At 63.4% G+C, this 25,376-nt stretch carries 27 protein-coding genes; 13 read left to right on the top strand and 14 right to left on the bottom strand.

From position 1 onward, the window contains the following. Positions 1-14: 14 nt before the first annotated feature. Together IVB22_RS20950 and IVB22_RS20955 are read right to left on the bottom strand one after the other, a co-directional pair. Positions 15-797, bottom strand: coding sequence for an enoyl-CoA hydratase (locus IVB22_RS20950; protein WP_247519176.1), 783 nt, complete (start codon positions 795-797; stop codon positions 15-17). Beyond that, entirely contained in the window at positions 794-1,234 is a 441-nt protein-coding gene (locus IVB22_RS20955) for a MarR family winged helix-turn-helix transcriptional regulator (protein ID WP_247519177.1), read from the bottom strand. Before IVB22_RS20955 ends, IVB22_RS20950 begins: the two co-directional genes overlap by 4 nt. 210 nt (positions 1,235-1,444) lie before the next feature. On the opposite strand from IVB22_RS20955, the gene IVB22_RS20960 reads away from it, so the two are divergent. From IVB22_RS20960 to IVB22_RS20995, 8 genes are read left to right on the top strand one after another with little or no spacing between them, the layout of a single operon-like run. Continuing rightward, entirely contained in the window at positions 1,445-2,173 is a 729-nt protein-coding gene (locus IVB22_RS20960) for a GntR family transcriptional regulator (protein ID WP_247519178.1), read from the top strand. A gap of 52 nt (positions 2,174-2,225) precedes the next feature. Further along, positions 2,226-3,197 carry an ABC transporter substrate-binding protein gene (locus IVB22_RS20965; RefSeq protein WP_247519179.1) on the top strand — a complete coding sequence of 324 codons (972 nt, stop codon included), beginning with the start codon at positions 2,226-2,228 and terminating at the stop codon, positions 3,195-3,197. 9 nt (positions 3,198-3,206) lie between these two features. Beyond that, positions 3,207-3,959, top strand: a complete 753-nt coding sequence (locus IVB22_RS20970; protein WP_247519180.1) for an ABC transporter permease — start codon at positions 3,207-3,209, stop codon at positions 3,957-3,959. Beyond that, positions 3,938-4,735: an ABC transporter ATP-binding protein gene (locus IVB22_RS20975; RefSeq protein ID WP_247519181.1), complete on the top strand. Its 798-nt coding sequence runs from the start codon at positions 3,938-3,940 to the stop codon at positions 4,733-4,735. The genes IVB22_RS20970 and IVB22_RS20975 overlap by 22 nt, the downstream gene beginning before the upstream one ends. A 7-nt stretch (positions 4,736-4,742) precedes the next feature. Beyond that, positions 4,743-5,540 (top strand): ABC transporter permease, encoded by a 798-nt coding sequence (locus tag IVB22_RS20980; RefSeq protein ID WP_247519182.1) that lies wholly within the window; start codon positions 4,743-4,745, stop codon positions 5,538-5,540. Between the two features lie 10 nt (positions 5,541-5,550). Continuing rightward, positions 5,551-6,216, top strand: a complete 666-nt coding sequence (locus IVB22_RS20985) for a polysaccharide deacetylase family protein (protein ID WP_247519183.1) — start codon at positions 5,551-5,553, stop codon at positions 6,214-6,216. Next, on the top strand, positions 6,213-7,085 hold the full coding sequence (locus IVB22_RS20990; RefSeq protein ID WP_247519184.1) for a fumarylacetoacetate hydrolase family protein: 873 nt from the start codon (positions 6,213-6,215) through the stop codon (positions 7,083-7,085). Before IVB22_RS20985 ends, IVB22_RS20990 begins: the two co-directional genes overlap by 4 nt. Positions 7,086-7,120: 35 nt before the next feature. Next, positions 7,121-8,161 carry a uroporphyrinogen decarboxylase family protein gene (locus IVB22_RS20995; protein WP_247519185.1) on the top strand — a complete coding sequence of 347 codons (1,041 nt, stop codon included), beginning with the start codon at positions 7,121-7,123 and terminating at the stop codon, positions 8,159-8,161. Between the two features lie 7 nt (positions 8,162-8,168). On the opposite strand, the gene IVB22_RS21000 is transcribed toward IVB22_RS20995, so the two are convergent. From IVB22_RS21000 to IVB22_RS21030, 7 genes are all read right to left on the bottom strand, one after another. After that, positions 8,169-8,780, bottom strand: a complete 612-nt coding sequence (locus IVB22_RS21000) for a nuclear transport factor 2 family protein (protein WP_247519186.1) — start codon at positions 8,778-8,780, stop codon at positions 8,169-8,171. A 46-nt stretch (positions 8,781-8,826) separates the two neighbouring features. Beyond that, complete coding sequence (locus tag IVB22_RS21005; RefSeq protein WP_247519187.1) at positions 8,827-9,096, bottom strand: hypothetical protein; 270 nt, start codon at positions 9,094-9,096, stop codon at positions 8,827-8,829. Then, complete coding sequence (locus IVB22_RS21010) at positions 9,093-10,082, bottom strand: DUF2778 domain-containing protein (protein WP_247519188.1); 990 nt, start codon at positions 10,080-10,082, stop codon at positions 9,093-9,095. The genes IVB22_RS21005 and IVB22_RS21010 overlap by 4 nt, the downstream gene beginning before the upstream one ends. A 189-nt stretch (positions 10,083-10,271) precedes the next feature. Next, a complete protein-coding gene (locus tag IVB22_RS21015) occupies positions 10,272-10,697 on the bottom strand; it encodes a DOPA 4,5-dioxygenase family protein (protein WP_247519189.1) in 426 nt (141 codons plus the stop codon). A 76-nt stretch (positions 10,698-10,773) separates the two neighbouring features. Next, positions 10,774-11,334, bottom strand: coding sequence for a carboxymuconolactone decarboxylase family protein (locus IVB22_RS21020; protein ID WP_247519190.1), 561 nt, complete (start codon positions 11,332-11,334; stop codon positions 10,774-10,776). Between the two features lie 90 nt (positions 11,335-11,424). After that, entirely contained in the window at positions 11,425-11,958 is a 534-nt protein-coding gene (locus tag IVB22_RS21025) for a VOC family protein (RefSeq protein WP_247519191.1), read from the bottom strand. A gap of 65 nt (positions 11,959-12,023) precedes the next feature. Further along, complete coding sequence (locus tag IVB22_RS21030) at positions 12,024-12,821, bottom strand: SDR family NAD(P)-dependent oxidoreductase (protein ID WP_247519192.1); 798 nt, start codon at positions 12,819-12,821, stop codon at positions 12,024-12,026. A gap of 224 nt (positions 12,822-13,045) precedes the next feature. Here IVB22_RS21030 and IVB22_RS21035 point away from each other — a divergent pair, with 224 nt between their 5' ends. Further along, positions 13,046-14,077, top strand: coding sequence for a LacI family DNA-binding transcriptional regulator (locus IVB22_RS21035; RefSeq protein WP_247519193.1), 1,032 nt, complete (start codon positions 13,046-13,048; stop codon positions 14,075-14,077). Positions 14,078-14,174: 97 nt separating this feature from the next. Next, on the top strand, positions 14,175-15,140 hold the full coding sequence (locus IVB22_RS21040) for a tripartite tricarboxylate transporter substrate binding protein (RefSeq protein ID WP_247519194.1): 966 nt from the start codon (positions 14,175-14,177) through the stop codon (positions 15,138-15,140). A gap of 155 nt (positions 15,141-15,295) precedes the next feature. Here IVB22_RS21040 and IVB22_RS21045 read toward each other — a convergent pair whose 3' ends face one another. After that, positions 15,296-16,516: a cytochrome P450 gene (locus IVB22_RS21045; RefSeq protein ID WP_247519195.1), complete on the bottom strand. Its 1,221-nt coding sequence runs from the start codon at positions 16,514-16,516 to the stop codon at positions 15,296-15,298. Between the two features lie 63 nt (positions 16,517-16,579). Further along, a complete protein-coding gene (locus IVB22_RS21050) occupies positions 16,580-16,789 on the bottom strand; it encodes a ferredoxin (RefSeq protein WP_247519196.1) in 210 nt (69 codons plus the stop codon). Between the two features lie 151 nt (positions 16,790-16,940). On the opposite strand from IVB22_RS21050, the gene IVB22_RS21055 reads away from it, so the two are divergent. The 3 genes from IVB22_RS21055 (at position 16,941) to IVB22_RS21065 (ending at position 19,814) form a co-directional block, all read left to right on the top strand. Next, on the top strand, positions 16,941-17,579 hold the full coding sequence (locus tag IVB22_RS21055) for a TetR/AcrR family transcriptional regulator (protein WP_247519197.1): 639 nt from the start codon (positions 16,941-16,943) through the stop codon (positions 17,577-17,579). Then, positions 17,576-18,766 carry a Na+/H+ antiporter NhaA gene (gene nhaA, locus IVB22_RS21060; RefSeq protein WP_247519198.1) on the top strand — a complete coding sequence of 397 codons (1,191 nt, stop codon included), beginning with the start codon at positions 17,576-17,578 and terminating at the stop codon, positions 18,764-18,766. Before IVB22_RS21055 ends, nhaA begins: the two co-directional genes overlap by 4 nt. A 193-nt stretch (positions 18,767-18,959) precedes the next feature. Continuing rightward, positions 18,960-19,814, top strand: a complete 855-nt coding sequence (locus IVB22_RS21065) for a hypothetical protein (RefSeq protein WP_247519199.1) — start codon at positions 18,960-18,962, stop codon at positions 19,812-19,814. A 4-nt stretch (positions 19,815-19,818) separates the two neighbouring features. On the opposite strand, the gene IVB22_RS21070 is transcribed toward IVB22_RS21065, so the two are convergent. The 3 genes from IVB22_RS21070 to nirB are packed head-to-tail and all read right to left on the bottom strand — an operon-like array spanning position 19,819 to position 25,283. Beyond that, positions 19,819-22,479: a nitrate reductase gene (locus tag IVB22_RS21070; protein ID WP_247519200.1), complete on the bottom strand. Its 2,661-nt coding sequence runs from the start codon at positions 22,477-22,479 to the stop codon at positions 19,819-19,821. 12 nt (positions 22,480-22,491) lie between these two features. Then, a complete protein-coding gene (gene nirD, locus IVB22_RS21075; RefSeq protein ID WP_247519201.1) occupies positions 22,492-22,827 on the bottom strand; it encodes a nitrite reductase small subunit NirD in 336 nt (111 codons plus the stop codon). Continuing rightward, positions 22,824-25,283 carry a nitrite reductase large subunit NirB gene (gene nirB, locus IVB22_RS21080; protein ID WP_247519202.1) on the bottom strand — a complete coding sequence of 820 codons (2,460 nt, stop codon included), beginning with the start codon at positions 25,281-25,283 and terminating at the stop codon, positions 22,824-22,826. The genes nirD and nirB overlap by 4 nt, the downstream gene beginning before the upstream one ends. Positions 25,284-25,376: the final 93 nt, after the last annotated feature.

The following is a 25,376-nucleotide window of genomic DNA, read 5'->3' on the forward strand; positions in this document are numbered from 1 at the left end:
CGAGGAGAAAGCGATTAGGCCGGCTGTTTTGCAAGTTTCAAAAAGTCCGGCGGCCGGCGTTCGGCGAAAGCCATGAAAGCCTCGCGCGCCTCCATGGTCTTCAGGCGGGCCGCGAACTCCTCGCTTTCCGCCTTGATCTGCGCCATCAGCAGTTCCGGATTGCGCATCAGCCGTTTCGTTGTACTGACGGCTCCAGCCGGCTGTTTCGCCAGTCGCGATGCGAGCGCCTTCGCTTCCGCATCGAGCTTGTCGAGTGGCACCACGCGGTTGGCGAGTCCCCACGCGAGCGCGGACTTGGCGTCGACGGGTTCGCCGAGCGCGAACATCTCAAAGGCGCGCGCGTACCCGATGCGGAGCGGCATCAGCAGGCTGGAAGACGCTTCCGGCACCAATGCCAGATTGACGAATGGCGTCGACAACAGCGCATTCTCCGCCAACACGACCAGATCGCAATGCAACAACATCGTGGTGCCGATGCCGACGGCGCGTCCCTGGACGGCGGCGACCAGCGGCCGGCTCGATGTTGCGAGCGCCTGCAGGAAACGCCCGACATGCCGCTCGCCCTGAACGGCACCTGATGCAATGGCGGCAAACTCGCCGACGTCGTTGCCGGCGGTGAACATGTCGCCCTCGCCGCGGATCAGCAGGACGCGGACGGATGGATCAGTCTCCGCGCCTTCGATTGCATCGGCCAGCGCGCCGTACATCGCGTTCGTCAGCGCGTTCTTCTTGTCGGGGCGGGCCATCGTCAGGCTCAAAATCCCGCCGCTCTTCTCGATCTTGATGTGCTCGGTCATTCATCTTCTCCTCTGGGAAATCTGGTTTGCATGGTTGTGAGCCAGCGCGCGACGACATCGATCTCGGCTTCAGTAAATCCTTCCGTGAGGCGCGCGTTGACCTCGACGAGTCCCGCTTTCGACTGCGCCATAGCCGCGCGCCCGGCCGGCGTCAGCCAAAGCCGCCATGCCCGGCCGTCGTCCGGATCGGCGCGACGCTTGATCAGATTCGCCGCCGTCATCCGGTCAACGAGCCCGCTGATGCCGGGCGGACCGAGGTCGAGCGCCGCACCCGCCTCTCCCATCAGCGCGCCGTCGCGCTGCCCCAGGATGAACAGCAAGCCGGACTGCGCCGCCGTGACCCCGCTGTTTTGGGTTCGTGCCGCCATCCAACGCTGCAGCCGGCGCTGCGCGACGCTGAGCAGGAACACGAGCCGGTGCTCGCGACGGGAGGTCATTTCGACGAAACCAATTTATTTCGCACGCGAACTATCTATCTCGCTCCCGGCAAATTGTCACGACGATTTTGGAGACCTGCGGCGCCACGCATCCAAGAACCGTCACCACACGTGAGCCGACCTGCCTCAAATCGCAGCGAAGGCAGCAGATTAGAGAAAAAATCGATTTTCGATTGACGACATCCTCTTGCCTCGCCAATCTGCGCCGCCATGAGCAGTATCGGGTTGAGTTTTGGTGAGAGCCTTGCCGACGAACGGCCTCGAAGCCTGACATCAGCCGTTCAGGAACGGCTGCGCGCGGATATTCTCTCGACCCGGCTGCTGCCCGGCCAGAAGCTGCATATCGCCGGTCTCGCAAAACAGTTTTCGGTCAGCCTCGCCGCGGTTCGCGAGGCGCTGTCGCGGCTGGTCGCCGACGGGCTGGTACAGGCGTCCGATCAGCGCGGCTTTCGCGTCAGTCCGGTATCATCCGCCGATCTGCGCGACGTGACGCAAACCCGCGTCGATATCGAAGGGCTGGCGCTAAAGCGCTCGATCGAGCGCGGCGACGCGGCATGGCTTGCCTCGGCGGAGAAATCGTTCGTGGCACTGTGCGCCGTTCCTCACACCTATCCCGACGATCCGACCCATCACTATGAGGAATGGGTGCTGCGGCACCGCGTCTTCCACCGCACGCTTGTGAATGCCTGCGGATCGCAATGGCTGCTCGGGTTTCGCGATGTGCTGCACGAGCAGAGTGAGCGCTATCGGAGGCTCGCGATCCGGCGCAACACCGAAAAATCCCGCAACGTGGAAGCCGAACACGCCGCAATCGTGCATGCCACGCTCAAGCGCGATGCAGATGCCGCAGTCGCTGCACTCTCGAAGCATTTCATGACGACCATGCATCTCGTCGAGCTCGCTACACCGAAACCGTTCGAAGGTGGCGATATCGCCTGATCGAACGCTCGAAGACCAAACCAATCAAGAAAAAGCAAAGGGAAACGTCACAATGAAGATCACGCGACGCCACATCCTGGCAACAGTCACCGCAGCCACCGTGCTTGGCGCTTCAGGCATGGCGCAGGCCGCCGACACCGTCCGCATCGGCCTTCCCACCAAGACCTACTGGCCGACCACGATCGCGGAAACCGCGGTACGCCAAAAACTGTTCGAGAAGGAAGGCATCGCGGCGGAGCTTACGATCTATCGCGGCGGCGCCGAGACGTTCGAGGCGATGGCAGCGGGAGCCGCCGACGTCATTCTCGACGCCACCTCGCTGGTGTCGGCCGGACGCAAGAAGGGCGTGAACTCCAAAGTGCTCGCCAACGCCGCCATGGGTTACTATGGCTGGCAGTTGATGACGCTTTCGAAATCGCCGCTCGGCGTCAATGATCTAAAGGGCAAGAAGGTTGCGATCACCTCTGCGGGCTCCGGCTCCGACCTGCTGGCGCTGTGGACCCAGCAAGACAAGAAGATCGAATTCACCCGCGTGCCCGTCGGCGGCGGCGGGCTGGTGCCGAACCTGCTCGCCGGTAATGTCGATGCGGCCGTGGTCTATTCGCCGCTGAGCTTCCAGATCTCCAAATCAGGCGAAGCGCGCACCATCCTCGACTTCTCCAAGGAAGTGCCGCCGAACCTCGCCGCCGGCTGGATCGCGCTCGACAAATACGTGCAGGACAAGCCGCAGATGGTGCAGAAGACGCTGAACGCGCTGTACGGCGCGCTGATGTTCATGCGCGCCAATAAGGATGCCTCCGTCAAGCTGATCACCGAACTCTATGAAATCCCCGCCGAGATCGCGGCGCTGGAGTATGAGAACACGATTATGAAGCTGGAAACCGACGGCAGCATGGAGGGTGCGAAGATTCCGGAACAACTCCAGCTCGCGCTCGACATGGCCAAGGCCGGCGGCATGAAGGATCTTGGGCCCGCCGCCGAGATTATCTCGACGCAGTTCAAGCCGGTTCCGACCAAGCCCTGAGGCGGCGCGATGCGTGGGTTAGGCGTAAAGGCGGCGCGGGTCGCCATCGTGGTGGCGCTGTTTGCGATATGGGAAATCCTGTCGCGCAGTGGCATCGTCAATCCACGCCTGCTCCCTTCCGCCTCCGACACGCTGGCAACGCTCGGCGATCTGCTGCAGCGGGCGAGCGTGCGCAAGGACCTCGCCGTCACCGCGACCGAGGTGGTGACCGCGTTCGCGCTCGCCGTTCCTGTCGGCGCGCTGATCGGCTTCCTGATCGCGGAGAACCGCTATTTTGCCGACGTGGCAAAGCCGCTGCTGTTCTTTGCCTTCAGCATCCCGAAATCGATCTTCCTGCCGATGTTCATCCTGGTGTTCGGCGTCGGCTTTGCGCAGAAGGTCGGCTTCGGGTTCTTCTCGACCATCTTCATCGTGATCATGTCGACCACAACGGCGGTGGAGTCGGTCAAGGTCGAGCATCTAACGGTCGCCCGCTCCTATGGCGCGACGCCGATGCAGACCGCCTTCCGCGTCTATCTGCCGAGCATGCTCCCCGTTCTGCTGGAGGCGCTGCGGATCTCGATGATCTTCAATCTCACCGGCGTGATCCTCGCCGAAATGTACGCCTCGCGCGACGGCATCGGCCACCAGATCGCGACCTGGGGCGAGAATTTTCAGATGAAGCAATTGCTGGCCGGCGTGCTGATGATCGCCGTGATCGCGATCACCTTCAATGAACTGGTCAGATGGGTGGAAACACGATGCAGCCATTGGCGAACATAACCCCGCTGAAACCGGCCGGCGCGGTCGAGGTCCGCAATGTCGGGCAGATCTTCAAGACAACGACGCAGGACGTCGTCGCGTTGGAAGACGTCTCGCTCGACGTCAAGCCCGGCCGCTTCGTCGTGCTGGTCGGCCCGAGCGGCTGTGGCAAGTCGACGCTTCTGATGATGATGGCCGGCCTCCGCCAGCAGACCTCGGGCACCATCACCATCAGCGGCGCGCCGATCCCCGAGCCTGACCCGAACCGTGTCGGCGTGGTGTTTCAGGAAGCCAGCCTGTTTCCCTGGCTGACGGCGGAAGAAAATGTCGAATTTCCGCTGGCGCTGCGCGGCGTCACCAAAAGCGATCGGCGCGCCAGGGCGCAGGATGCGCTAAAGCTCGTCGGCCTCGACGGCTTCGGCAAGCGCCATCCGCACGAATTGTCCGGCGGCATGAAGCAGCGCGTCTCGATCGCGCGCGGCCTGGTGCAGGACCCGCCAGTGCTGCTGATGGACGAGCCGTTTGCCGCGCTCGACGAACAAACCCGGATGACCATGGGCGACGAACTGCTGCGGATCTGGGCGGCCACCGGCAAGACGGTGGTGTTCGTCACCCACAGCCTGACCGAAGCGGTCTATCTCGCGGACGAGGTGATCGTGATGTCGCCGCGGCCCGGCCGCATCGTCGATCACCTGCAGGTCTCGCTGCCCCGCCCGCGCACTTATGAAATGCTAAGCGGCGACACGTTCGGCAGCCTGCGCGACCGCATCTGGCGGCATATCCGCAAATCGGCATGAGGCTGACATGACCGCAGCAACGCTTCGCAGATTGATCGTGGTCGGCCTGATTGCGCTGTGGGAAATCCTGCCGCGCGCAGGTCTCATTCCCGAGCTGTTCCTGCCGTCGCTGTCCTCGACACTCGCGGCCGGCTGGAACGAGGCGGGCGAATACGGCCATGCCCTTGCCGTCACGCTCTACGAGGTCGCAATCTCGATGGCGTTCGCCTGCGGCGGCGGCATCCTGCTCGGCGCCATCGTCGGCAGCCTGCCGCGGCCGCGCATCCTGATCATGCCGATGGTATCGAGCCTCTATGCGGTGCCGCTTGTCATTCTCTATCCGGTGTTCACCGTCTGGCTCGGCATCGGCTCGGAATCCAAGATCGCGTTCGCCTCGATCTATGGCTTTCTGCCGACGATGCTCGCCACCGCGGCAGGTATCCAGACCATAGATCCGCAATTGCTGCTGGCCGCGCGCAGCATGGGCGCGACGCTGAGCCAGCGGTTGGTTCGCGTCATCATTCCGGCAGCGATCCCGACCGTGCTGTCGGGGCTGCGTGTCGGCGGTGCGCTGGTCATCGTCGGCGTCGTCGTGTCCGAGATGCTGATTTCGTCTGCCGGCATCGGCTATTTGATTTCGCGCTACCGCACCATTCTCGACAGCCCGCACGTCTTTGCCGGCGTCCTGCTGGTGCTGGCGATGGCGATTGCCTTCAACGCCGCCATCAAATGGATCGAGCGCAAGGCCGCGATCTGGCAGACCGGCACCCGCGCCGGGCAGAACGCCGCGGAAGAAATCACACCCACCCTGCAGCCTGCCACCTGACGGAGTGCGCGTGTTCGACCTGACGCTGACATTCGACAACGGTCCCGAGCCCGGCGTGACGCCGCGCGTGCTCGACATTCTGCGCGAACGCGGCATCCAGGCGACCTTCTTCGTGATCGGCGAAAAGCTTGGCGACCCCGAACGCCAACGGCTGGCGGCGCGGGCACATGACGAAGGCCACTGGATCGGCAATCACACTTTTACGCACACGGTGCCGCTCGGGCAGCACCGCGGCGCGGAGACAGCGCAGAACGAGATCGGGCGAACGCAAGAAGCGATCGGCAATCTTGCGCACCCACAGCGCTGGTTCCGGCCGTTCGGCGGCGGCGGCCATCTCGACGAGCGGCTGTTGAAACCTTCCGTGGTCGAATATCTCACGCGCAACAAGCATAGCTGCGTGCTCTGGAACGCGATCCCGCGCGACTGGGACGACCCCGACGGCTGGGCCGATCGAGCCCTGGAGCAGTGCCGGTCGCAGCCGTGGAGCCTCATGGTCCTGCACGACCTGCCCAGCGGCGCGATGAACCATCTCGAACGCTTTATCGACCGCGCCGGGAAAGCCGGCGCGCGTTTCCATCAGGACTTTCCGCCCGATTGCGTTCCGATCCGTTCGGGCGAAATCGTACGATCCATCGCACCCTATGTTTCCTCTATCGAAGAAGGTACCGAAGAATGAAGATCGCGAGTTTCAAGGCAGGTCCGACGGCGACATACGGCCTGGTGACAAATGCCGGCATCATCGACGCCGGCAAGCGGCTGAAGGATTGGCCAACCCTGAAGACGTTGCTCGCGAACGGATCGCTCGATGCCTTGGGCGCGCTGCAAAGCGAACGGCCGGACTACGCGTTCGCCGAAATCGAGCTGCTGCCGACCGTTCCCGATCCGGACAAGATCTTCTGCATCGGCGTCAACTATGCCACGCATCTCGCCGAAAGCGGCCATCCCACGCCGCCGCACCCGATGATCTTCACCCGCTTTGCCAACAGCCAGGTCGGCGGCGGCCAGCCGATGATCCGGCCGCTGGAGTCGGAGCGGTTCGATTACGAGGGTGAGATGGCCGTCATCATCGGCAAGGCCGGCCGCCGCATTTCGCGCGAGACAGCGCTGGCGCATGTCGCAGGTTATGCCTGCTACAACGACGGCAGCATCCGCGACTGGCAGCGCCACACTTCGCAATTCGCGCCGGGAAAGAATTTCGTCGGCACCGGCGCATTCGGGCCGTGGATGGTCACGACGGACGAAATCCCCGATATCAGCAAGCAGACCATCGCGACCCGCCTCAACGGCGTCGAGGTACAGGCAGCACCAATCTCGGACCTCGTTTTCGACGTCCCTGCCCTGATCGCCTACTGCTCGACCTTCACCGAGCTCGTCCCCGGCGACGTCATCGTGACCGGCACCACTGGCGGTGTCGGCGCCTACCGCACGCCGCCGCTCTGGATGAAGGATGGCGACGTGGTCGAGGTCGAGGTGTCGGGCATCGGCGTGCTGCGCAATCCCGTCAAGGATGAGGTTGTGGCTGCTGCGGCGACGCGCGCCGCCTGAAGTGAGCGACAGAATAAAAGAGCGAGGAGATACTCATGAACCTGCCAAAGCACCTGCTGCCGACCACCGTTGTCGGCAGCTACCCGCAGCCGGAATGGCTGGTCGATCGCGCGATGCTGTCGAAGGTGGTGCCGCGCACGCGCCTGCATGCGATGTGGCGGCTTCCGGCCGAGCACCTGGAGGAGGCGCAGGACGATGCTACCATCGTTGCGATCAGGGACATGGAGCGCGCCGGCATCGACATCGTGACCGACGGCGAAATCCGCCGCGAGAGCTACTCCAACCGTTTTGCCACCGCGCTCGAAGGCATCGATGACGAAAATCCGGCGATGATCACCTCGCGCAGCGGGCACCAGACGCCGGTGCCGCGCGTCACAGGCCCGGTGAAACGCCGCGGTCCGGTCGAGCTGCACGACATGGAATTCCTGCGCCAGAACACTGATCGCGCAGCCAAGATCACCCTGCCCGGCCCGTTCACGATGAGCCAGCAAGCCAAGAACGAATTCTATAAAGACGACGAGGAACTGGCGATGGCGTTCGCCGCCGCCGTCAACGCCGAAGCGCTCGACCTGCAAAAGGCCGGCGCCGACGTGATCCAGCTCGACGAGCCCTGGGTGCGCAACAATCCGGACCTTGCCCGCCGCTACGCGGTAAAGGCGATCAACCGCGCGCTCGAAGGCATCACCGTGCCGACCGTGGTGCACCTGTGCTTCGGCTATGCCGCCGTCGTGCCCGGCTCGACCAAGCCGGCCGGCTATTCCTTCCTTGCCGAACTCGCCGACACTAATGCCGAGCAGATATCGATCGAGGCGGCGCAGCCGAAGCTCGATCTCGGCGTGCTCAAGGATCTGTCGTCGAAGAAGATCATGCTCGGCGTGCTCGACCTCGGCAATCCCGAGATCGAATCCGCCGATGTGGTGGCCGACCGGATCCGCAACGGGCTGAAGCACGTCGCCGCGGATCGACTTGTCGTCGCCCCCGACTGCGGCATGAAATACATGCCGCGACATGTCGCGTTCGGAAAACTGAAGGCGATGTGCGACGCAGCCGCCGCCGTCCGCAAGGAGATCAGCTAAAGGGAGATCAGCTGAGCGGCTTGCCCCGCAGCCACGCCGCTCCGCGCGCGTACAAAGCCTCGACTTCGGGGCCCTTCAGGCCGGGCATGTCGCGCTTCACCGTATAACCGATGCGGGTCTGCAGATAAGCGAGATGCCGGTAGCCCGGTGGAAACTGCTCAAGCAGCGCCTTGTCGAGGACGGGCGCTGTACCCGGCGTGACGGGGTCCATGCGGTCCTTCTCATAGATCGGCTGGCGCAGCACGATGCCCCAGCGCCCCCCGCGCTTTTCGAGGAAATCGTAGAACCGCCCGGTGCAGAGCACGTCGCACAGCACGCCCTCGACCTCGGCGCGCTGCGAGATCGTCATCTTGGTCTGCGAGATGGCACGGTCTCCGGCGAGGTCGACCGAGATGCCGCCGAGGAAATGCAGGATACTGACACCCTTGGCCCAGGCCTGCTTGCTGATTTCGATGAACTCGTCGCCGGTGCCCTGTGTCCAGGTCGCCATCATGCGGCCGTCGGGATGCCAGACCGTGCGAAAACGTTCCCAGTCGCCGGCATCGCGCCAGATCGCCCAGTTCTGCAACAATTCCCGGATCAGGCGATCGTCTTCAATCTCGGCGTGACTTCCGGGCATGCGGGCGTTTCCTTTGGAGGTATTTCTCAGGCAGCTATCGGCGCCTTCACAACAGCTTCGCTCGGACGAACAGCGCACGCAGGGCGTTGGTCGCCTGCACGGTCAGCATCGCGTTATCAGCGGCGCTCCGCAGTGCACTGACAGCATCGGCGTGCAGCGCGCGGAATTCGATCCATTCGATCGAGCTGAGATTGGTGATGAAGCGATAGGCCTGGCCGACGTTGGCGATCGACACCGTCTTGCCGTTCAGGTTGATCTTGAAGACCGCGCGCAGCGGCGTGTCGGAAGCGGCGGCATCGCCGGCGGCTGCGCTCATGACGGGGACGGTGAGCGACGCGACGCGGTGAGGCCTTCACGGAGGTTCGGCACGACGACGAGCCGCTTGACCTCGCCGTTCTTATACGCCGCGAGGAAGCGATCGTAATCCTTGATCGAGACGCAGCCGTTGGAATCGCCGTTGGGGCCGAGCAGGTAGCTATGCACGAGCAATCCCGTTCGCCCATGCATTTCGTTTTCACCCACCGGCGTCATGCGCAGCGCTTCGACGCCATGAAACGGCTTCTCGCGCGGCTTCAAATCGTAGACGTTCGGCGGCGTTGCACCGACCATGCGCTTGTCGACAAACGCCGGATTGTCCATCAGGCTGCCCAGTCCTGAATGTGCCTCAAGCTTGGAGCCGTTCGGCAGGTACACCGTGCGCGCCGAAATATCGTAAACGGCGGTCTGGCCGTCATAGCCAAGCGCCGTCAGATCCTTGCGCTCGCTGAGCAGCCCATCGCCCGGCGTCAGCGAGGCCAGCGAGAAGCGCATCGGCACCAGATCGGCGAGCTTCTCGAACATGGTGCGGTTATCCGAGGAAACCGGCGCCGGATCGTTTCTCACGGACTGAAGATTGGCCAGGACCGGGCGGGAGCGCGGCAGCGGAATCGCAACTTCGACCGACGGCGCGGGTTGTTCGGGTTGAACGTTCTCGACATCGCGCGGCTGCACTCCCAGCGAGCTTTCGATGTGCCCGAACGCCGCATCGAAATCCGGGCGCTCCGAACGGGCGGCGGGACGCCAGGGGTAGTTGACGGCCAGCGAACGGCGCACCGAGCCCGAGCCGAAGCGCTCGTCGAACGAGGAAGTGCTGCCGACATTCGCAGATGCGGGATTGATCCAGGCGGCCGGGTCGAAATCGGTTACCCACGCGGCCAGCCCCAGCGCCATGGCAAGTGCCGCTGTGCCGAATGCCGCTTCGCGGAGCAAACGGGTACCGCGGCTCGAAGCAGGCCCGGCTTTGCTGGTCGTCCTTCTATCCATCCGTCCCCGGCTCGGCGCTTCGGAATCACGTCTGATTCCTAATGGATTCACCGAATAAGTCCCACCATAATGCAAACGAAAGTAAGGCATAATCGAGACAGTTGCTCGGCGCCATCATGACCGGCGGAATCCCCGGATTCAAGCCATGTAATGATAAGCCGGGCCGGGACTTTTCCGGCGAGGCCACACTCAGGGCCGCAGAACCGGATTGGTATTCGGTGCGGGCGCCTCTTCCATCTCCGCGTGCTCCGGCAGCTTGTCGGCATGCACCGCGAGCACCGGCCCGATCCAGATCGGATCGGCCTCATGATCCCGTCGCGGGTTGGTCGTATTCGGATGGACCAGAACGCTTAGATTGCCATGATTGAGCATCAGCCAGGGCACCAATTCGGGGAATATCTCCCGGGCAAAGGCCACCTGGTACATGGCCTGATCGTGCGGGCCGACCTTGACGTCGTGCCACCGTCCGAGCGTGACCGAGAAGCGCTCGCCGATCCAGGCCCGCAACTGCTCGGCCTCGGCCCGCGTGGTCGCCGGATCGTAATAGATATGGGCGTGGTAGCTCGCGATCTCGCCCAATGGTCGCGGACCGCCCGTCCCCGGCTCACCCGTCATTGCATGCTCCGCGCCATCGTTGCCCTCGAACCGCTCGATGATCGCTGCAACCGGCGGCGTGGTCAATGTGGCCCGGTCAGCCCGACCGCTTCCTGCTGCTCTCGAAGACGGTCATACCGGCGGCCGGATCGAGGTCAACCTCGGTTGCCTCCGTCAGGCGCGCCATCGTCATGTAGAAGCCGATCGCCAGGATCGACTCGACGATCTCCTGCTCGCTGAAATGCTGGCGCATCGCGGCGAACACCGGTGCGGCGACGCGCACGTTCTCGATCACTTCCCGGCCGAACGCCAGCAGCGCCTGTTCGGCGGCATTGAATGCGGCGTCCTCGTACTTGCCTTGTTCAATGCAGTCGACCTGCTTTTGCGTGACGCCGACGCCGAGCGCGATCGGCACATGCTGCCGCCACTCATAGGCGCCATGCTCCCACTGCGCGACCTGAAGAATCAGCAATTCGCGATTGATATGGCTCAGTTTTTGGCGATGCAGGATCGAATTGGCGAACCGCATCGCCGGAATGAAATTGGCTTCCGCATGCGCCATCATTTTGAAGATGTTCAGCACGACCGGCATCCTGTCAAAGGACGCGCGCACGTCGCCGCTGGTTGCCGCCGGGTCGATCAGGGGAAGTCTTGCCATCCTCTTGTTTCCTTATGTTTGCCGTTACTTTTTACCGCTGAAGACCTGCCGCTGTCGCTCAAGCTTTATCCAACACGAGCCGCGCATCACTCAGCGTCCGCCGACTTCGCGGATCGGATCGGAGCCGTCCCAACCAGCGGCGACCTTGCGGATGTGCTCGAAGAAACTCCCCTTGCTGCCGCTGATGTCGGATATTTCGACAATGGTGCCGGGATGGGCTTGCGTATCGAAATAGGCAAAGCGACCCTTTTCACCGCCGATCTGGCCTTCATGTCCGATCTTGTAACCAAGCGACAGCGCGCGGTCGTACAGGGCCTGATAATCACGGGTCCAGTACGACATGTGCTGCAAGCCTTCGCAGCCGGAGTCGAGAAACTCCTTGTACATCGAGGGCGCGTCGTTGCGCTGCTGGATCAGCTCGATCTGGAGATCGCCGGAATTGGCGAGCGCCACGCTCATTTCCATGGCGGAGTCCCGGCCGCGGTGGCGGAAGTAATCAGTCTTGACCTTGTCGATATAGTACCAGGGCCCGACGCCCATCACGTTGACCCAGTGATCCATGGCGGCGCGGATATCCCGCACGACATATCCGTTCTGGCAGACGGCACCAAAGATACGGCTCATGATGACCTCCCGTGTGTTGGTCGGCGGACACCCTTCCCGCCTCTCATTCTTCTCGGTCCCGGCGCTCAGCCGATCGACCTGCCGCCGTCGATGACGAGTTCGGTGCCGGTGACGTAGCGGCTCTCGTCGCTGGCGAGCCACAGGATGCCGTTGGCGATATCTTCAGGCGCGGCCTTGTAGCCGAGCGGGACGGCGCGCTCGGTGAGCTTGTCCAGCGTCGGTCCGCGCTCCCGTCCGCCATTCGAGCCGTCCTCGACGGTGCCGATCAGCGTGTCCCAGATCGCGGTTTCGGTGATGCCGGGGTGTAGCGAGTTGACGCGCACGCCATCCTTGGCGGCTGCGCATTCCAGCGCGACCGATTTCGTGAACAGCCGCACGCCGCCCTTGGTCGCGCAGTAGCCCGAGACGTTCGGCGACGCCTTGATTCCCGCGATCGAGGAAACGTTGATGATGCTTCCGCCGCCACCTGCCCGTATCAGCGGGAGCGAATGCTTTACGCCGAGGAAGACGCCGTCGAGATTGACGGCTACCTGCCGCTTCCAGTCGGCGAACGCCATGTCGACCACGGGACCCGAGAGGCCTATCCCGGCATTGTTGACGAGAACGTCAAGTCTGCCGAACCGCGCCCGGGTCCGGGCCACGATCGACTGCCAGTCCTCCTCGCGCGTCACGTCGTGGTGGTAGTACTCGCACTCGCACCCCATGGCGCGCAATTCGCGCAGCAGGCCCTCGCCCTTCTCGTCCTGCAGATCGGTTGCGACGATCTTGGCGCCCTCGCGCGCCAGCACCAGGGCTGCGCTTCGTCCGATGCCGTTGGCGGCGCCGGTCACCAGAGCGACTTTTCCTTCGACACGCCGCGTCATGCCTCGGTCCCGTTTCCCGCCTGCGGCCATTCGGCCGGTTTGTTGTCCCGGGACCAGCAGCGCGCTCGCCCTGTTCCCGGCATTCCTGGAAACGTTTCCATACTCTGCCTCATATTGATGTTCAAGATAGTTCTTTATGGGCATCTGGCTTGTATATCGTTTCCAGAATGCGCTAGAATTTCGCCCACTTGCGCCCAAGCGGCGATGCTCAAGGGAGCCCAGCAATGTCGTTGCGCCAGCCTGCACGCGCCACAATCCGCGACGTCGCAGCCCAGGCCGGCGTATCGGTCAGCAGCGTCAGCCGCGTCATGAACGGCGAGCCGCACATCAGCCCGGAATTGCACGCCCGCATTATGCGGGCGGTGAACCGCCTGCGCTTCGAGCCGCATTCGGCGGCGCAGGCCTTGCGTTCGCGCGAGAGCAAGACGATCGGCTGCATGGTCTCCGACCTCTCCAACCCGCTCTACAGCGAGATGATCAACGGCGCGGAGGAGGAATTCCAGCGCGCCGGCTATGTGCTGATGCTTGCGGCTACCCGGCACGAGCAGGACCGCGAGACGGCATTCATCTCCGCGGTGCGCCGGCGGCGGATGGACGGATTGCTGCTGTTCGCCGGCGACAATGCCCATACCGACTTCACCGGCGCGCTCGCAAACCTGGACCTGCCCTGCGTGGCGATCGATCGCGAGGTGCCGGGCGTCCCCTCGGTGCGCGCGGATCATCGCGGCGGCGGCCTCGAAATCACGCGCTATCTCATCGGACTCGGCCATCGCCGCACCGCGCTTCTCACTGGACGCGCCGCGCTGCTGCCGAGTTCGGAGCGCCTTGCCGGCTATCGGCAGGCCCATACTGAGGCGAAGCTCGACGTCGACCCCGACCTGATCCGGCCGCAGACGCAGGGGTCGAGCATTGCATTCAGCGACGTCTGCCAGTTGCTGCAAGGCCCCGACCGTCCGACCGCGATCATTACGTTGGGCACGCACATGCTGGCCGGCGTGATGGACGCGCTTGCCAGCAACGGCCTCCGCTATCCCGACGACATGTCGCTGGTGTGCATCGGCGACACCGATCTCGCTCGGCATGCAACGCCGGGCATCTCGGCGCTGACATGGGATCTGGACCAGATGGGCCGGGTCGCCGCCAACATCCTGCTCGATCGGATTCGCGGCGGCGACGAGCCCCGCAAGATCCGGCCGATCTACCTGCCGACACGTTTCATCCTTCGGCACTCCGGCGCCAAGCCGCGCGCACCCTGATTGCGCGACGGCTCTGCCGATCTCCACGCCCGGCGAAGACGCCTGGCGACGACCTACCAAAAGAAAAAATAAAACGGGAAGCCCAGGGAGTGAGTAAATGAAGTTACGCGCGATAATGCTTCTGCTTGCGCTCGCGTCGTTGCCATGTTCGGCCGGCGCCGAAGACGCGGCCGAGTACCCCTCCAAGAAGATCAAGATGCTGCTGCCGTTCGGGGCCGGTGGCGGCGGCGACGTGCTCGGCCGGCTGCTGGCCGACCGGATGGGCAACCGTCTTGGGCAAACCATTTACGTCGAAAACCGCACCGGCGCCGCAGGCACCATCGGCGCGCAGCAGGCGGCGACCTCTCCGCCCGATGGCTACACCATCACGATCGGCGGCATGACCACCCATGTACTCGCGCCGGCCGTCTATCCGAACCTGCCCTATGATCCGATCAAGGATTTTACCACCATCGGCCGCATCGGAACGTCGTCCATTCTTCTCATAGCGACGAAGGATTTTGCGGCCAACGATCTGCGCGGCCTGACCGAGCTATCGAAAAAGGGCGAGCCGATCCAGTACGGAAGCTGGGGCGTCGGCTCGACCGGGCATTTCTGCGGCGAAATCCTCTCCCAGAAGGCGGGCGTCCGCCTGCAGCATGTCCCGTTCAGCAGCGCGGCGAAGCTCGCCAACGACCTGATGGGCGGGCACATCTCGGTGGGGCTGGTCGACATGGCGACCGGGACGCCGCTGGTGAAGGATGGAAAGCTGAAGGCGCTTGCGGTCTGCGGCGGACGATCTCCGAGCCTGCCTGACGTGGCGAGCTACAAGGAGCAAGGCGTCGATTTCGAACGGAGCCTGTCCTGGGTGATGTACGCGCCCGCGGGCGTTACCGCTTCCGTTGCGCAAAAAATTTCTGGCGCGCTGAAGGCGGCGCTCGCCGAGCCCGACATCACCGAGAAGCTGCTGGCGCTCGGCATCTCGGCGGACTTCATCGCCGGAGATCAGCAGCGCGACATCAACGCGCGCGACATCGAAGCCTGGAAGAAGGTCGCCAGCGACGCGAAGATCGAGGTCAAGTAGCGGTAGGCGTGTCCCGGACGCGGTGCAGCGCCTGTTTGGCGCTGCACCGCAGAGCCGGGACCCATCTCAACGCACGGGAATAGGTCCCGGCTCAGCAGCGCAGCACTTCGTGCCGCGCTGCGTCCGGGACATGATACCCATCTGACACAGAACGCTCAGCTCGCCTTGCCAAACAGCATGGGCAACTGGCGCGGGCCGCGCACGGTGCCTTCCGACCAGGTGACCTTGCCGGCCGGATCGAGCCTGAAATCCGGAATCCGCTTCAGCCACTCCTCAATCGCAACCGTCATTTCCATGCGCGCCAGATTGGAGCCGACGCAGCGGTGAATGCCGAGGCCGAACGCGGCGTGGCGATTTTCCTTGCGGTCGATCACCACCTTTTCGGCATCGGGGAACATCGCGGGATCGCGGTTGGCGGCCGGGAACGACAGCAGCACCATGTTGCCGGCCTTGACCGGGCAGCCGCTGATGGTGGTTTCCTTCATCACCTCGCGCGCCATCGTCACCGGCGAATAGGCGCGCAGCAGTTCCTCGACGGCCAGCGGCATCAGTTCGGGCTCGGCGACAAGGCGCTCGCGGTCCGCCGGCGTCTTCGCCAGATGCCATAGCGAGGAGCCGATCGCGCTCCAGGTGGTGTCGATGCCGGCGATCAAGAGCAGCCGCAGCGAGCCCAGCACATGCTCATCCGCCAGCGGATTGCCGTCCTTGTCCCTCGCATTCATGAGCGTCGAGATCAGATCGTCGGTCGGATTCTTTTTGCGATGCTCGATGTGGCCGGCGAAATAGCCGGTCATCTCCCTCACCGCATCCATCAGCGCGTTGTCATCCTTGATGCCGAGTTCGAGGATGCCGTGAATCCACTTGATGAAGAGATCGCCGTCCTTCTCGGGGATTCCGAGCATGTGCGCGATGGCGCGGACCGGAACATGCTTGGTGTATCGCGCGGCGGCATCGCATTTGCCGTCGGCAATGAACTCGTCGATCAGTTCGTTGCAGATGGCGCGCACCCGCGGCTCGAGTTTCTTCATTGCGTCCGGCGTGAACGGCGGCAACAACAATTGCTTGGCCGGCTTGTGCTCGGGCGGATCGGAGGTGATCGGCGGCGCCCGCGCCGTGATTTCCGGGCGAACGTCGCGCACGATGACGCGCCGGGAAGAAAAGTGGTCGGTGTCGTAGGCGATTTCCTTCACCGCCTGGTAGGTGGTCGGCATGTAGCAGCCGAGGAACCGCTCGGTGTGCACGACCGGCGAAGCCTCGCGCAATTTCTCCCAGATCGGAAACGGGTTTTCCGTCCAGGTCGGATCGGTGTGGTCGAAATCGTTGACCCAGTCGGTGACCGGGGGATGTTCGGGCATGATGCTGGCGGAATCGGACATCGGAGCAATTCCTCTGCTTGTTTCGTTCAGATCTAGTTGGGCTAAATCGATCTCCGGACCGAACTATTCCTCGGTCACCTCGATCGCGATTTCAGGACAGTTGGTCTGAGCAAGCCAAGCCTTGTCCTCCAGGCCCGCAGGCACGGAACCGTCGCCGACTTCGTGCGCGTTGCCGAATTCGTCGAGGTCGAACAGTTCGGGTGCCAGTGATTTGCAGCGCGCGTGGCCCTGACATTTGTCCTGGTCGACGCGGATTTTCAGCTTTCCAGCCATCGCAGCGTTTCCCTTTTGTGGCGCGCATTGTCTCGCACGGCCTTCCTTCGGCGCGACGGCGCAGACCCGCCGGCTCACCGCGAAGTTATATCGTATTACATTCGCGACACCGTTGTGCTGTCAAGTCAAAAGTTATAGATCATGGAACTGAATGCCGCCTCGACCTGCACGCAAAGCGCTCAACGCCTATCACCATGGGGATCTCCGCGATGCCCTGGTTCAGGCCGCGTTGCACGAAGTCGAACTCGGCGGCCCCGAGGCGATCAGCATCAGCGCGCTTGCCAAGAAGCTCGGCGTCTCGCAGCCGGCGCCCTACAAGCATTTTGCCGATCGCGAGTCGCTGCTGACGGCGGTGACGGCCGAAGCGTTCCGCCAGTTCTCAGCCATGATGCGTACGGCGATCGAAAAGCCGTCGAAGCAGTCGAAGCTGTCGCGCTTCGCGCAGCTTACGCTGGATTTCGGCCTGCGCCGCAACGGCATCTATCGCCTGATGTTCGCGTCGCGAACCATGGCATGCGCGCCGAAAGGCAGCGAGCTGCACAGCGCGGCGATGGAAACCTTTGAACTCCTGGTGGAGGCGCTGGAGGTCCCTGCCGTAGGCCTCTTGCGCGAGCGCAGCGCCCTGAAGGTCTGGGCCTCGCTGCACGGCGTGGTCATGCTCGCCGAACAGGGATTGCTCACCGGCCAGGTTGCCCATGTCAGCCGGGAAGAACTGGTCGAGGACATCGTCGAGGAAACCAAGCTCGCGTTGTCGGTCGCCATCAGTGCGGCCGGCAAAGCCGACCGATGACAGCCAAGGCGCCGACGGCTGCACCTCACGCTGCAGACAACACCGACCTCTATGGCGGCATCGCGCTCGGCATAGCCGCCGCCGCAGCCCTCATCGTCGCAAACTCGCCGCTCGGACCGCAGTACCAGGCGCTGTTGCATACGGCCGGCGAGGTGCGGATCGGATCGATCGGACTGAGCAAGACGCTCGAACATTGGATCAACGACGGCTTGATGGCGGTGTTCTTTCTGCTGGTCGGCCTCGAGATCAAGCGCGAAGCGATGGAGGGCGCGCTGGCGAGCGCAAAGCAGGCGGCATTGCCCGTAATCGCCGCGTTCGGCGGCTTTGTCACGCCTGCCGCGATCTTTGCCGCGATAAATTGGGGCGACGCCCATGCGTTACGCGGCTGGGCCATACCGGCAGCCACCGACATCGCTTTTGCGCTCGGCGTCTGCGCCATGCTGGGAAGGAAGGTGCCGGCTTCGCTGAAAACTTTCTTGTTGGCGCTCGCGATCATCGACGACCTGATGGCCATCATCGTCATCGCGATCTTCTATACCGCCGACCTTTCGGTTCTGGCGCTGGCGCTCGGCGGGCTTGGCATCGCCGCGCTCGCGATCCTCAACTTGCTGGGTGTACGTAGAGCGTCGTTCTATCTGATTGCCGGATTGTTCACCTGGGTCTGCGTACTCGAATCCGGCGTGCATGCGACGCTGGCCGGCGTCGCCGTCGGTCTCGCGATGCCCCTGACCCGGCATGACGGCCACAGCCTGCTCGAAGAGACCGAACACGCGCTCAAGCCGTGGGTTATTTTCGCCATCGTGCCGATCTTTGCCTTCGCCAATGCAGGCGTATCGCTACACGGGCTGACCTTGTCAAAGCTGGCGGCGCCGATCCCACTAGGCATCATCGCGGGGCTTTTCATCGGCAAGCAGATCGGGGTCTTCGGCGCTTCACTGCTTGCCATCAGGCTGGGCCTGGCGGCGATGCCGGAAGGGGCAACGACAGCAAAACTCTATGCCATGGCTATCCTGACCGGTATCGGCTTCACCATGAGCCTCTTCATCGGAACGCTGGCCTTCAACGACGAAGCGATCCTGACGCAAGTCCGGCTCGGCGTTCTCGTGGCTTCGCTGCTCTCTGGCCTCGTCGCCGCACTGCTTTTTGCGGCCCTCAGCCGATCGAACGGAGTTCCGGCTTCGCGATAGACGGCGCAAACGCGCCACACCCGCCATGAGACCGAAGCCCGAATGGCAGCCGCCGCTTGTATTCGCCACGGGCAAATGGTCTAGCTTGTCCAGTCAAGGGCAACGCCGGTTGAGCACGAGCTTTACCAGATCCACCGCACCGCGCCGTCTGAAACTCGCGCTAGCGCGATCCGTCAGAGGCGTAGCGCTCGGCATGCTGGTGTCGTTTTGCGTTACGGGCCTTGCCCTTGGAAAGGACGATGGCGACGATGAGGAAGATGCGGCCAAGGCAAAACCGGCCCTGCCGAACTTCTACCTCGATATGCGAACCATCTACTCGACACTGCCCGCCGGCTCGCTCTCGATCGGATTCAGCACGCCTCCATTGCTATCGAGACTAACAAACCTTTCCTCGCTCCGAACCCTTACCTCGCCGTCAAGCCAAAGCCTTTCGGTCGACCTGCCCCTGACCGTCGATGTCAACGATCAGCTCTCGGTCTATGGCGGCATCAGCGGAGCCACGTCGCAGGCGGGGACCGATCCCTGGACGACGTTTTCGATCTATGCCTTTACCATTGGATTTCAGGCCGACATTTATCAGCAGAACGGCGGAATGTTTCCGACCATCACCGTTCAAGCCAACGCGACGCGATCGACTTCGGATTCGCCGCTGGCTACGACGGCCTACAACACCATCCTCGAGGCCGGCTATGCGCTGAACGCGGATGAGACGCGCGGGCTGCTCGCGGGCATGCAATACACGAGAGTCCTGGTCGATACCCCGTTCGCCCGCGTCAGCCCCGACATCATGGGCTATGTCGGCGGCTATTATCAGTGGGACAACAACTGGAAGTTCACCGGCCGCTTCGGCGTGCAGCACTTCGGCGGCGCGCAGCTTCTGAACCTGACGCCGTTTCCCGCATTCACGCAGCCGATCCTTCGGCTCGACCTCGACCGCATGGATGACGACGACAATCGGCTGTTCGGCATCACCGCGCAGATCGCCTGGACGCCGAAGCCGGCGTACCAGCTAACGCTGCGAACGCCGCTCTACGCGATCAAGAATTAGCGGCTCATGCGGGCTGTGAATCCCGCACGGTCGCGCCGCGCAGCAGCTTGCTGATCTCCGGCTTGCAGGCACCGCAATTGGTGCCGGCCTTCAGGCACCGGCCGACGTCGTCGACGCTGGCCGCCCCCTTTTTGATTTCAGCCGCGATCTGATACTGACCGACGCCGAAGCACGAGCAGACGATCGGCCCAACGTCCTGGCCTGCATCCAGCGGCTGCCCCGTCAGCAGCGACATCCGCGCATTTGGCGACAATGCCTGCTCTGCGAACAGCCCCGATAGCCACGACCGCGAGACCAGCTTGTGATCGGGGGCGATAAACACGCAGCCCTCCAGCCGGCCGTCGCGAACGGCCGCGTAACGATAACGACCGGCCTTCGGATCGCGATAGGCGATCCACTCGATGTCGTCATACCCGACGCGAAGCTGCGCCCGCGCCCAATCGCGCCAGCTCGGCGGCCGCTCGTCGCCGGCGAGTTCCATCCGCCAGCAGGTCCCTGAAAGCCCGCCGACCCAGTAGCCCGCTTCGGGACGCTCGATCTCCTGGCGGCTGAGGATGAAGGCGTGCCATTTCGGCAAGTAAGCTGCCGCCTTGACCGGCGTGTGCTTGGACTCCGGCTGTCCGGAGATCGGATCGGTCGCTGGATTGACCAGCGCGTTGACCCGGCCGTTGCCGGCATACTCGCCGTTCCAGTGCATCGGCACGAACACGCAGCCGCGCCGCTGTTCGGCAGTGACGACAACGCGCGCGACCATCTCGCCCCAGGGACTGGTCAGTTGCGCGAGCCCGTCATTCTCGACGCCGACCATGCGTGCATCGTCGGGATGGAATTCGGCGCAAGGCTCGAAAACATGCGCCAGCAGCCGCGCCGATTTTCCCGTCCGTGTCATGGTGTGCCATTGATCGCGGACCCGCCCGGTATTGAGCACCAACGGATAGTCCCGGCTGGTCGCGTTCACGGCGGGACGCGGCGTCACCGGCACGAAACGCGCCTTGCTGTCGGCCGTGAAGAATTTTCCGGTTTCGAACATCCGCGGCGTGCCGGTCGGATATTCGCGCGTTACCGGCCACTGGATCGGGGTAAGCGCATCGTAGGCGCGATCGTCGAGCGTATTGAGGGCAGACAGATCGAAATCGCGCGTCCCTTCATTCTCGAAACTGGAGAGTCTCGCGTGCTCGCGGAAGATCGCGGCAACGCTCGGATAGTCGAACCCCGAAAAACCCATGCGCCTGGCGACGTCGCAGACCGTCTGCCAATCGGCCCTTGCAGCACCGGGCGCCGGCAGGAACCGCCGTTGCCGGGAGATGCGGCGTTCGGAGTTGGTGACGGTGCCGTCCTTTTCGCCCCAAGTCAGCGCAGGCAGCAATACGTGGGCATGACGCGTGGTGTCGGTATGGCGCATGCAATCGGAGACGACGACGAGCTCGCATGCATCGAGTACGCGGCGCGCGCGATCGGCATCCGGCAGGCTGACCAGTGGATTGGTGGACATGATCCAGACCGCCTTGATGCGCCGATCGGCGATCGCATCGAACATGTCGACGGCCTTGAGGCCCTGCTTGTCCGCGACAATTGGTGACTGCCAGAAGCGCTGGACAATATCGCGGTGTTTCGGGTTCTCGATCTCCATGTGGGCGGCCAGTTGATTGGCCAGCCCGCCGACTTCGCGCCCACCCATGGCGTTGGGCTGTCCGGTCAGCGAGAACGGCCCCATGCCCGGTCGCCCGATCCGCCCGGTCAACAGATGGCAGTTGATGATCGCGTTGACCTTGTCGACGCCGCTGCTCGACTGATTGACGCCCTGCGAATAAAGCGTGACGACCCGCTCGGTTCTGGCGAACCAGTCGAAGAACAACGCCACCGCACCTTCGGCCAGGCCGCAGATTTCGGCAGTCTGCGCGACCGTCTGGCCGGCGACCTGCCGCAGCGCGGCTTCGGCACCGGTGGTGGATCCATCCACGAACGCACCGTCGATGGCATTGGTGGACGCGAGGTGCGCGAGCAACCCGTTGAACAGCACTGAATCGCTGCCCGAGCGAAGCGGCAGGTGCAGGTCGGCTTCCTCGCAAGACGCGGTCCGCCGCGGATCGATGACGACGATGCGGCACGCGGGGTTGTTGGCCTTGGCGGCCACCATGCGCTGGTAAAGGATCGGATGGCACCAGGCGGCATTGGAGCCGACGAGGATCAGTAGATCGGCGGTTTCGAGATCCTCATAGCAACCCGGAACGGTGTCGCTGCCGAACGCGCGCTTGTGACCCGCCACGCTCGACGCCATGCACAGCCGGGAATTGGTGTCGATGTTGGCGGTACCGATGAAGCCCTTGGCGAGCTTGTTGATGACGTAATAGTCCTCGGTCAGAATCTGGCCGGAGACATAGAAAGCGACCGAATCCGGCCCGTGCTCGCGGACGATTCTGGCAAAACCCTCCGCAACATGATCGAGCGCCGTATCCCAACTCGTCTTCTGCCCGTTGACCACAGGCGCGAGCAGCCGTCCCTCGAGGCCGATGGTCTCGGCGAGCGCCGAGCCTTTCGCACACAGCCGTCCGAAATTGGCAGGATGCAGCGGATCACCCCGGACGGTCACCGTACCAGCGGGATTCCTGTCAGCGATGACGCCGCAGCCGACGCCGCAATACGGACAGGTTGTCTTCACTGGCACGGGCGATCACCCTCACTCGGCAGGCGCGGCCACCGCCGCCTGGACGCAAAGCCAGACGATGTCATTCTCCACCTTGGTCGGATGCGCGCGCGTACATCCCTCGTCAGGCGCGACCGCCGTACCGCTCCTGAGCTCAATGACGAAATTGTGCAGCGGACAGGTGACGCGCTTGTTGTGGACGATGCCTTGCGACAACGGTCCGCCCTTGTGCGGACAGCGATCATCGAGCGCGAACACCTCGTCGTCGGCGGTCCGAAATACCGCAATGTCTCCGGAGGCCGTTCGCACGACGCGCGAGCCGAGAACAGGAATATCGTTCAGCGTCCCGATTTCGATCCAGTTTGTCATGCGAGTTCCAGCTCCGCGAGCGGGGTGAATTCGTTGCGATCGACGCCGCGTTTGGCGCGCGCCGCCCAGGGATCGCTTTGCGAGAATTGCTGCGAATAGGCAAAGCGGCTGAACAGGGCTTTGCGGTTGGCAACATCGTCGACCACCTGCTTGCGGATGGCGTCGAGGCCGACCCGATCGCACCACTTGTACATACGCTCCAGATACCAGCCCTGCTCGCGATAAAGCTGCGTCAACGCGACAATGACTTCGAGCGTCTCTTCCTCGGTCGCTACCTTGCCCAGGAACTCGGTTCCCTTGATGTGAAGACCGGCGGCGCCGGCAAAATGGATCTCGAAGCCGGAATCGACGCAGACGACGCCGACGTCCTTGCAGGTCGCCTCCGCGCAGTTACGCGGACAGCCTGATACCGCAAGCTTCACCTTGGCTGGCGTCCACGAGCCCCACATGAATTTTTCGAGCTTGATGCCGAGGCCGGTCGAATCCTGCGTGCCGAAACGACACCATTCCGAGCCGACGCAAGTCTTCACCGTGCGCAATCCCTTGGCATAGGCGTGACCGGACACCATGCCCGCATCGTTCAGGTCCGCCCAGACCGCGGGCAAGTCCTCCTTCTTCACGCCGAGAAGATCGATGCGCTGCCCACCGGTGACCTTGACGGTCGGAATCTTGAACTTGTCCGCGACGTCGGCGATGGCGCGCAATTCATCCGGCGTCGTGACACCGCCCCACATCCGGGGCACGACCGAATAGGTCCCGTCCTTCTGGATATTGGCGTGAACCCGCTCGTTGATGTAGCGCGACTGCTGATCGTCGCGATACTCGCCGGGCCAGGTGGCGAGCAGGTAATAGTTCAGGGCCGGCCGGCAGGAGTGGCACCCGTTCGGCGTCTTCCAGTCCATGAACTTCATGACGTCGGGGATGGTCTTCAACCCGTTCTCGATGATGACGCGGCGCGCGTCGTCATGGCTGTGATCGGTGCACGCGCACATCGGCTTGACCTTCGGGGCCGCCGAATAGTCGCCGCCGAGCGTGAAGGCGAGCACCTGCTCGACCAGGCCGGTACAGGAACCGCAGGACGACGATGCCTTGGTGTGGGCACGCACGTCGTCGATCGTGAACAGCTTCTTTTCGCTGATCGCCTTGACGATCGTACCCTTGCAGACGCCGTTGCATCCGCAGATTTCCGCGTCGTCGCTCATGGCGGCGACCGAGTTCTTGCCGCTATGGCCCCCATCGCCAAGATTGGCGGCGCCGAACACCAGCCGCTCGCGCATTTGCGAAACATCAGTGCCGTCGCGCAGATGCTGGAAGTACCACGGACCGTCGATGGTATCGCCATAGAGCACGGCGCCGATGATTTTCTTGTCGCGCAGAATGATACGCTTGTAGACGCCGCGGGAAGCGTCCTGCATGACGATCTCTTCCTTGTCCGCGCCCGGCGCAAAGTCGCCGGCGGAGAACAGGTCGATGCCCGTCACCTTCAATTTGGTCGAAACGACCGATCCGTCATAGGTGGCAAAACCCTTCATCGCGAGGTGGTTCGCGCAAACCTTGGCCTGGTCGAACAGGGGAGCCACGAGGCCGTAGGTCTGGCGACGATGCTGCACGCATTCGCCGACCGCATAGATTCGCCCGTCATAGGTCTGCATGGTGTCGGAGACGACGATGCCGCGCTCGCAATAGAGGCCTGCCTTGCGCGCCAGTTCGAAATTCGGGCGGATGCCGACCGCCATCACGACCAGATCGGCGGGGAGCTCCTCGCCGTCGGCGAAGCGCACGCCGGTCACGCGATCCTCACCAAGGATCGCCTGCGTCTGCGCGGGCATCTTGAATACCATGCCGCGCTCTTCCAGCGACTTGCGCAGCAATCCGCCCGCGACCTGATCGAGCTGGCGCTCCATCAGCGTGTCGAGCAGATGCACGACGGTGACGTTCATGCCGCGCTTCATCAGGCCGTTGGCGGCTTCGAGGCCGAGCAGGCCGCCGCCGATCACGACGGCGTTCTTGTAGCTCGTCGAGGCCTGGACCATACGCTCGACGTCCTGAATGTCGCGAAAGCCGATGACGCCCGGGAGGTCCTTGCCCGGAAGGGGCAACATGATCGGGTTCGAGCCGGTGGCGATCAGCAGGCGATCATAGGGCACCCGCGCGCCTTCCACGGTGACGACTTCGCAGGTGCGCCGATCGATCATCTCGATCATTTCGCCCTTGCGCAACGTGATACCGTTATCCTCGTACCACTGCTCCGTGTTGAGCATGATGTCATTGACCGTCTTCTCGCCGGCAAGCACCGGCGACAGCAGAATCCGGTTGTAGTTGCCGTAGGGCTCGGAACCGAAGACGGTGATGTCATAGAGATCGGGCGCGCGATCCAGCAGCACTTCCACCGTGCGGATGCCGGCCATGCCGTTCCCGATCACTACCAACTTTTGCTTGTTTATTTTCTCGAGCATGCTCTGCCTTCTGATCCAGGATCCGATGGTCCCCATTCGGCGACGCAGCTCTGCATCACCGATTGGCGAGAGGTATTGATGATTGGGATGCGC

The organism is Bradyrhizobium sp. 190 (genome assembly GCF_023073415.1).
Taxonomy (GTDB): domain Bacteria; phylum Pseudomonadota; class Alphaproteobacteria; order Rhizobiales; family Xanthobacteraceae; genus Bradyrhizobium.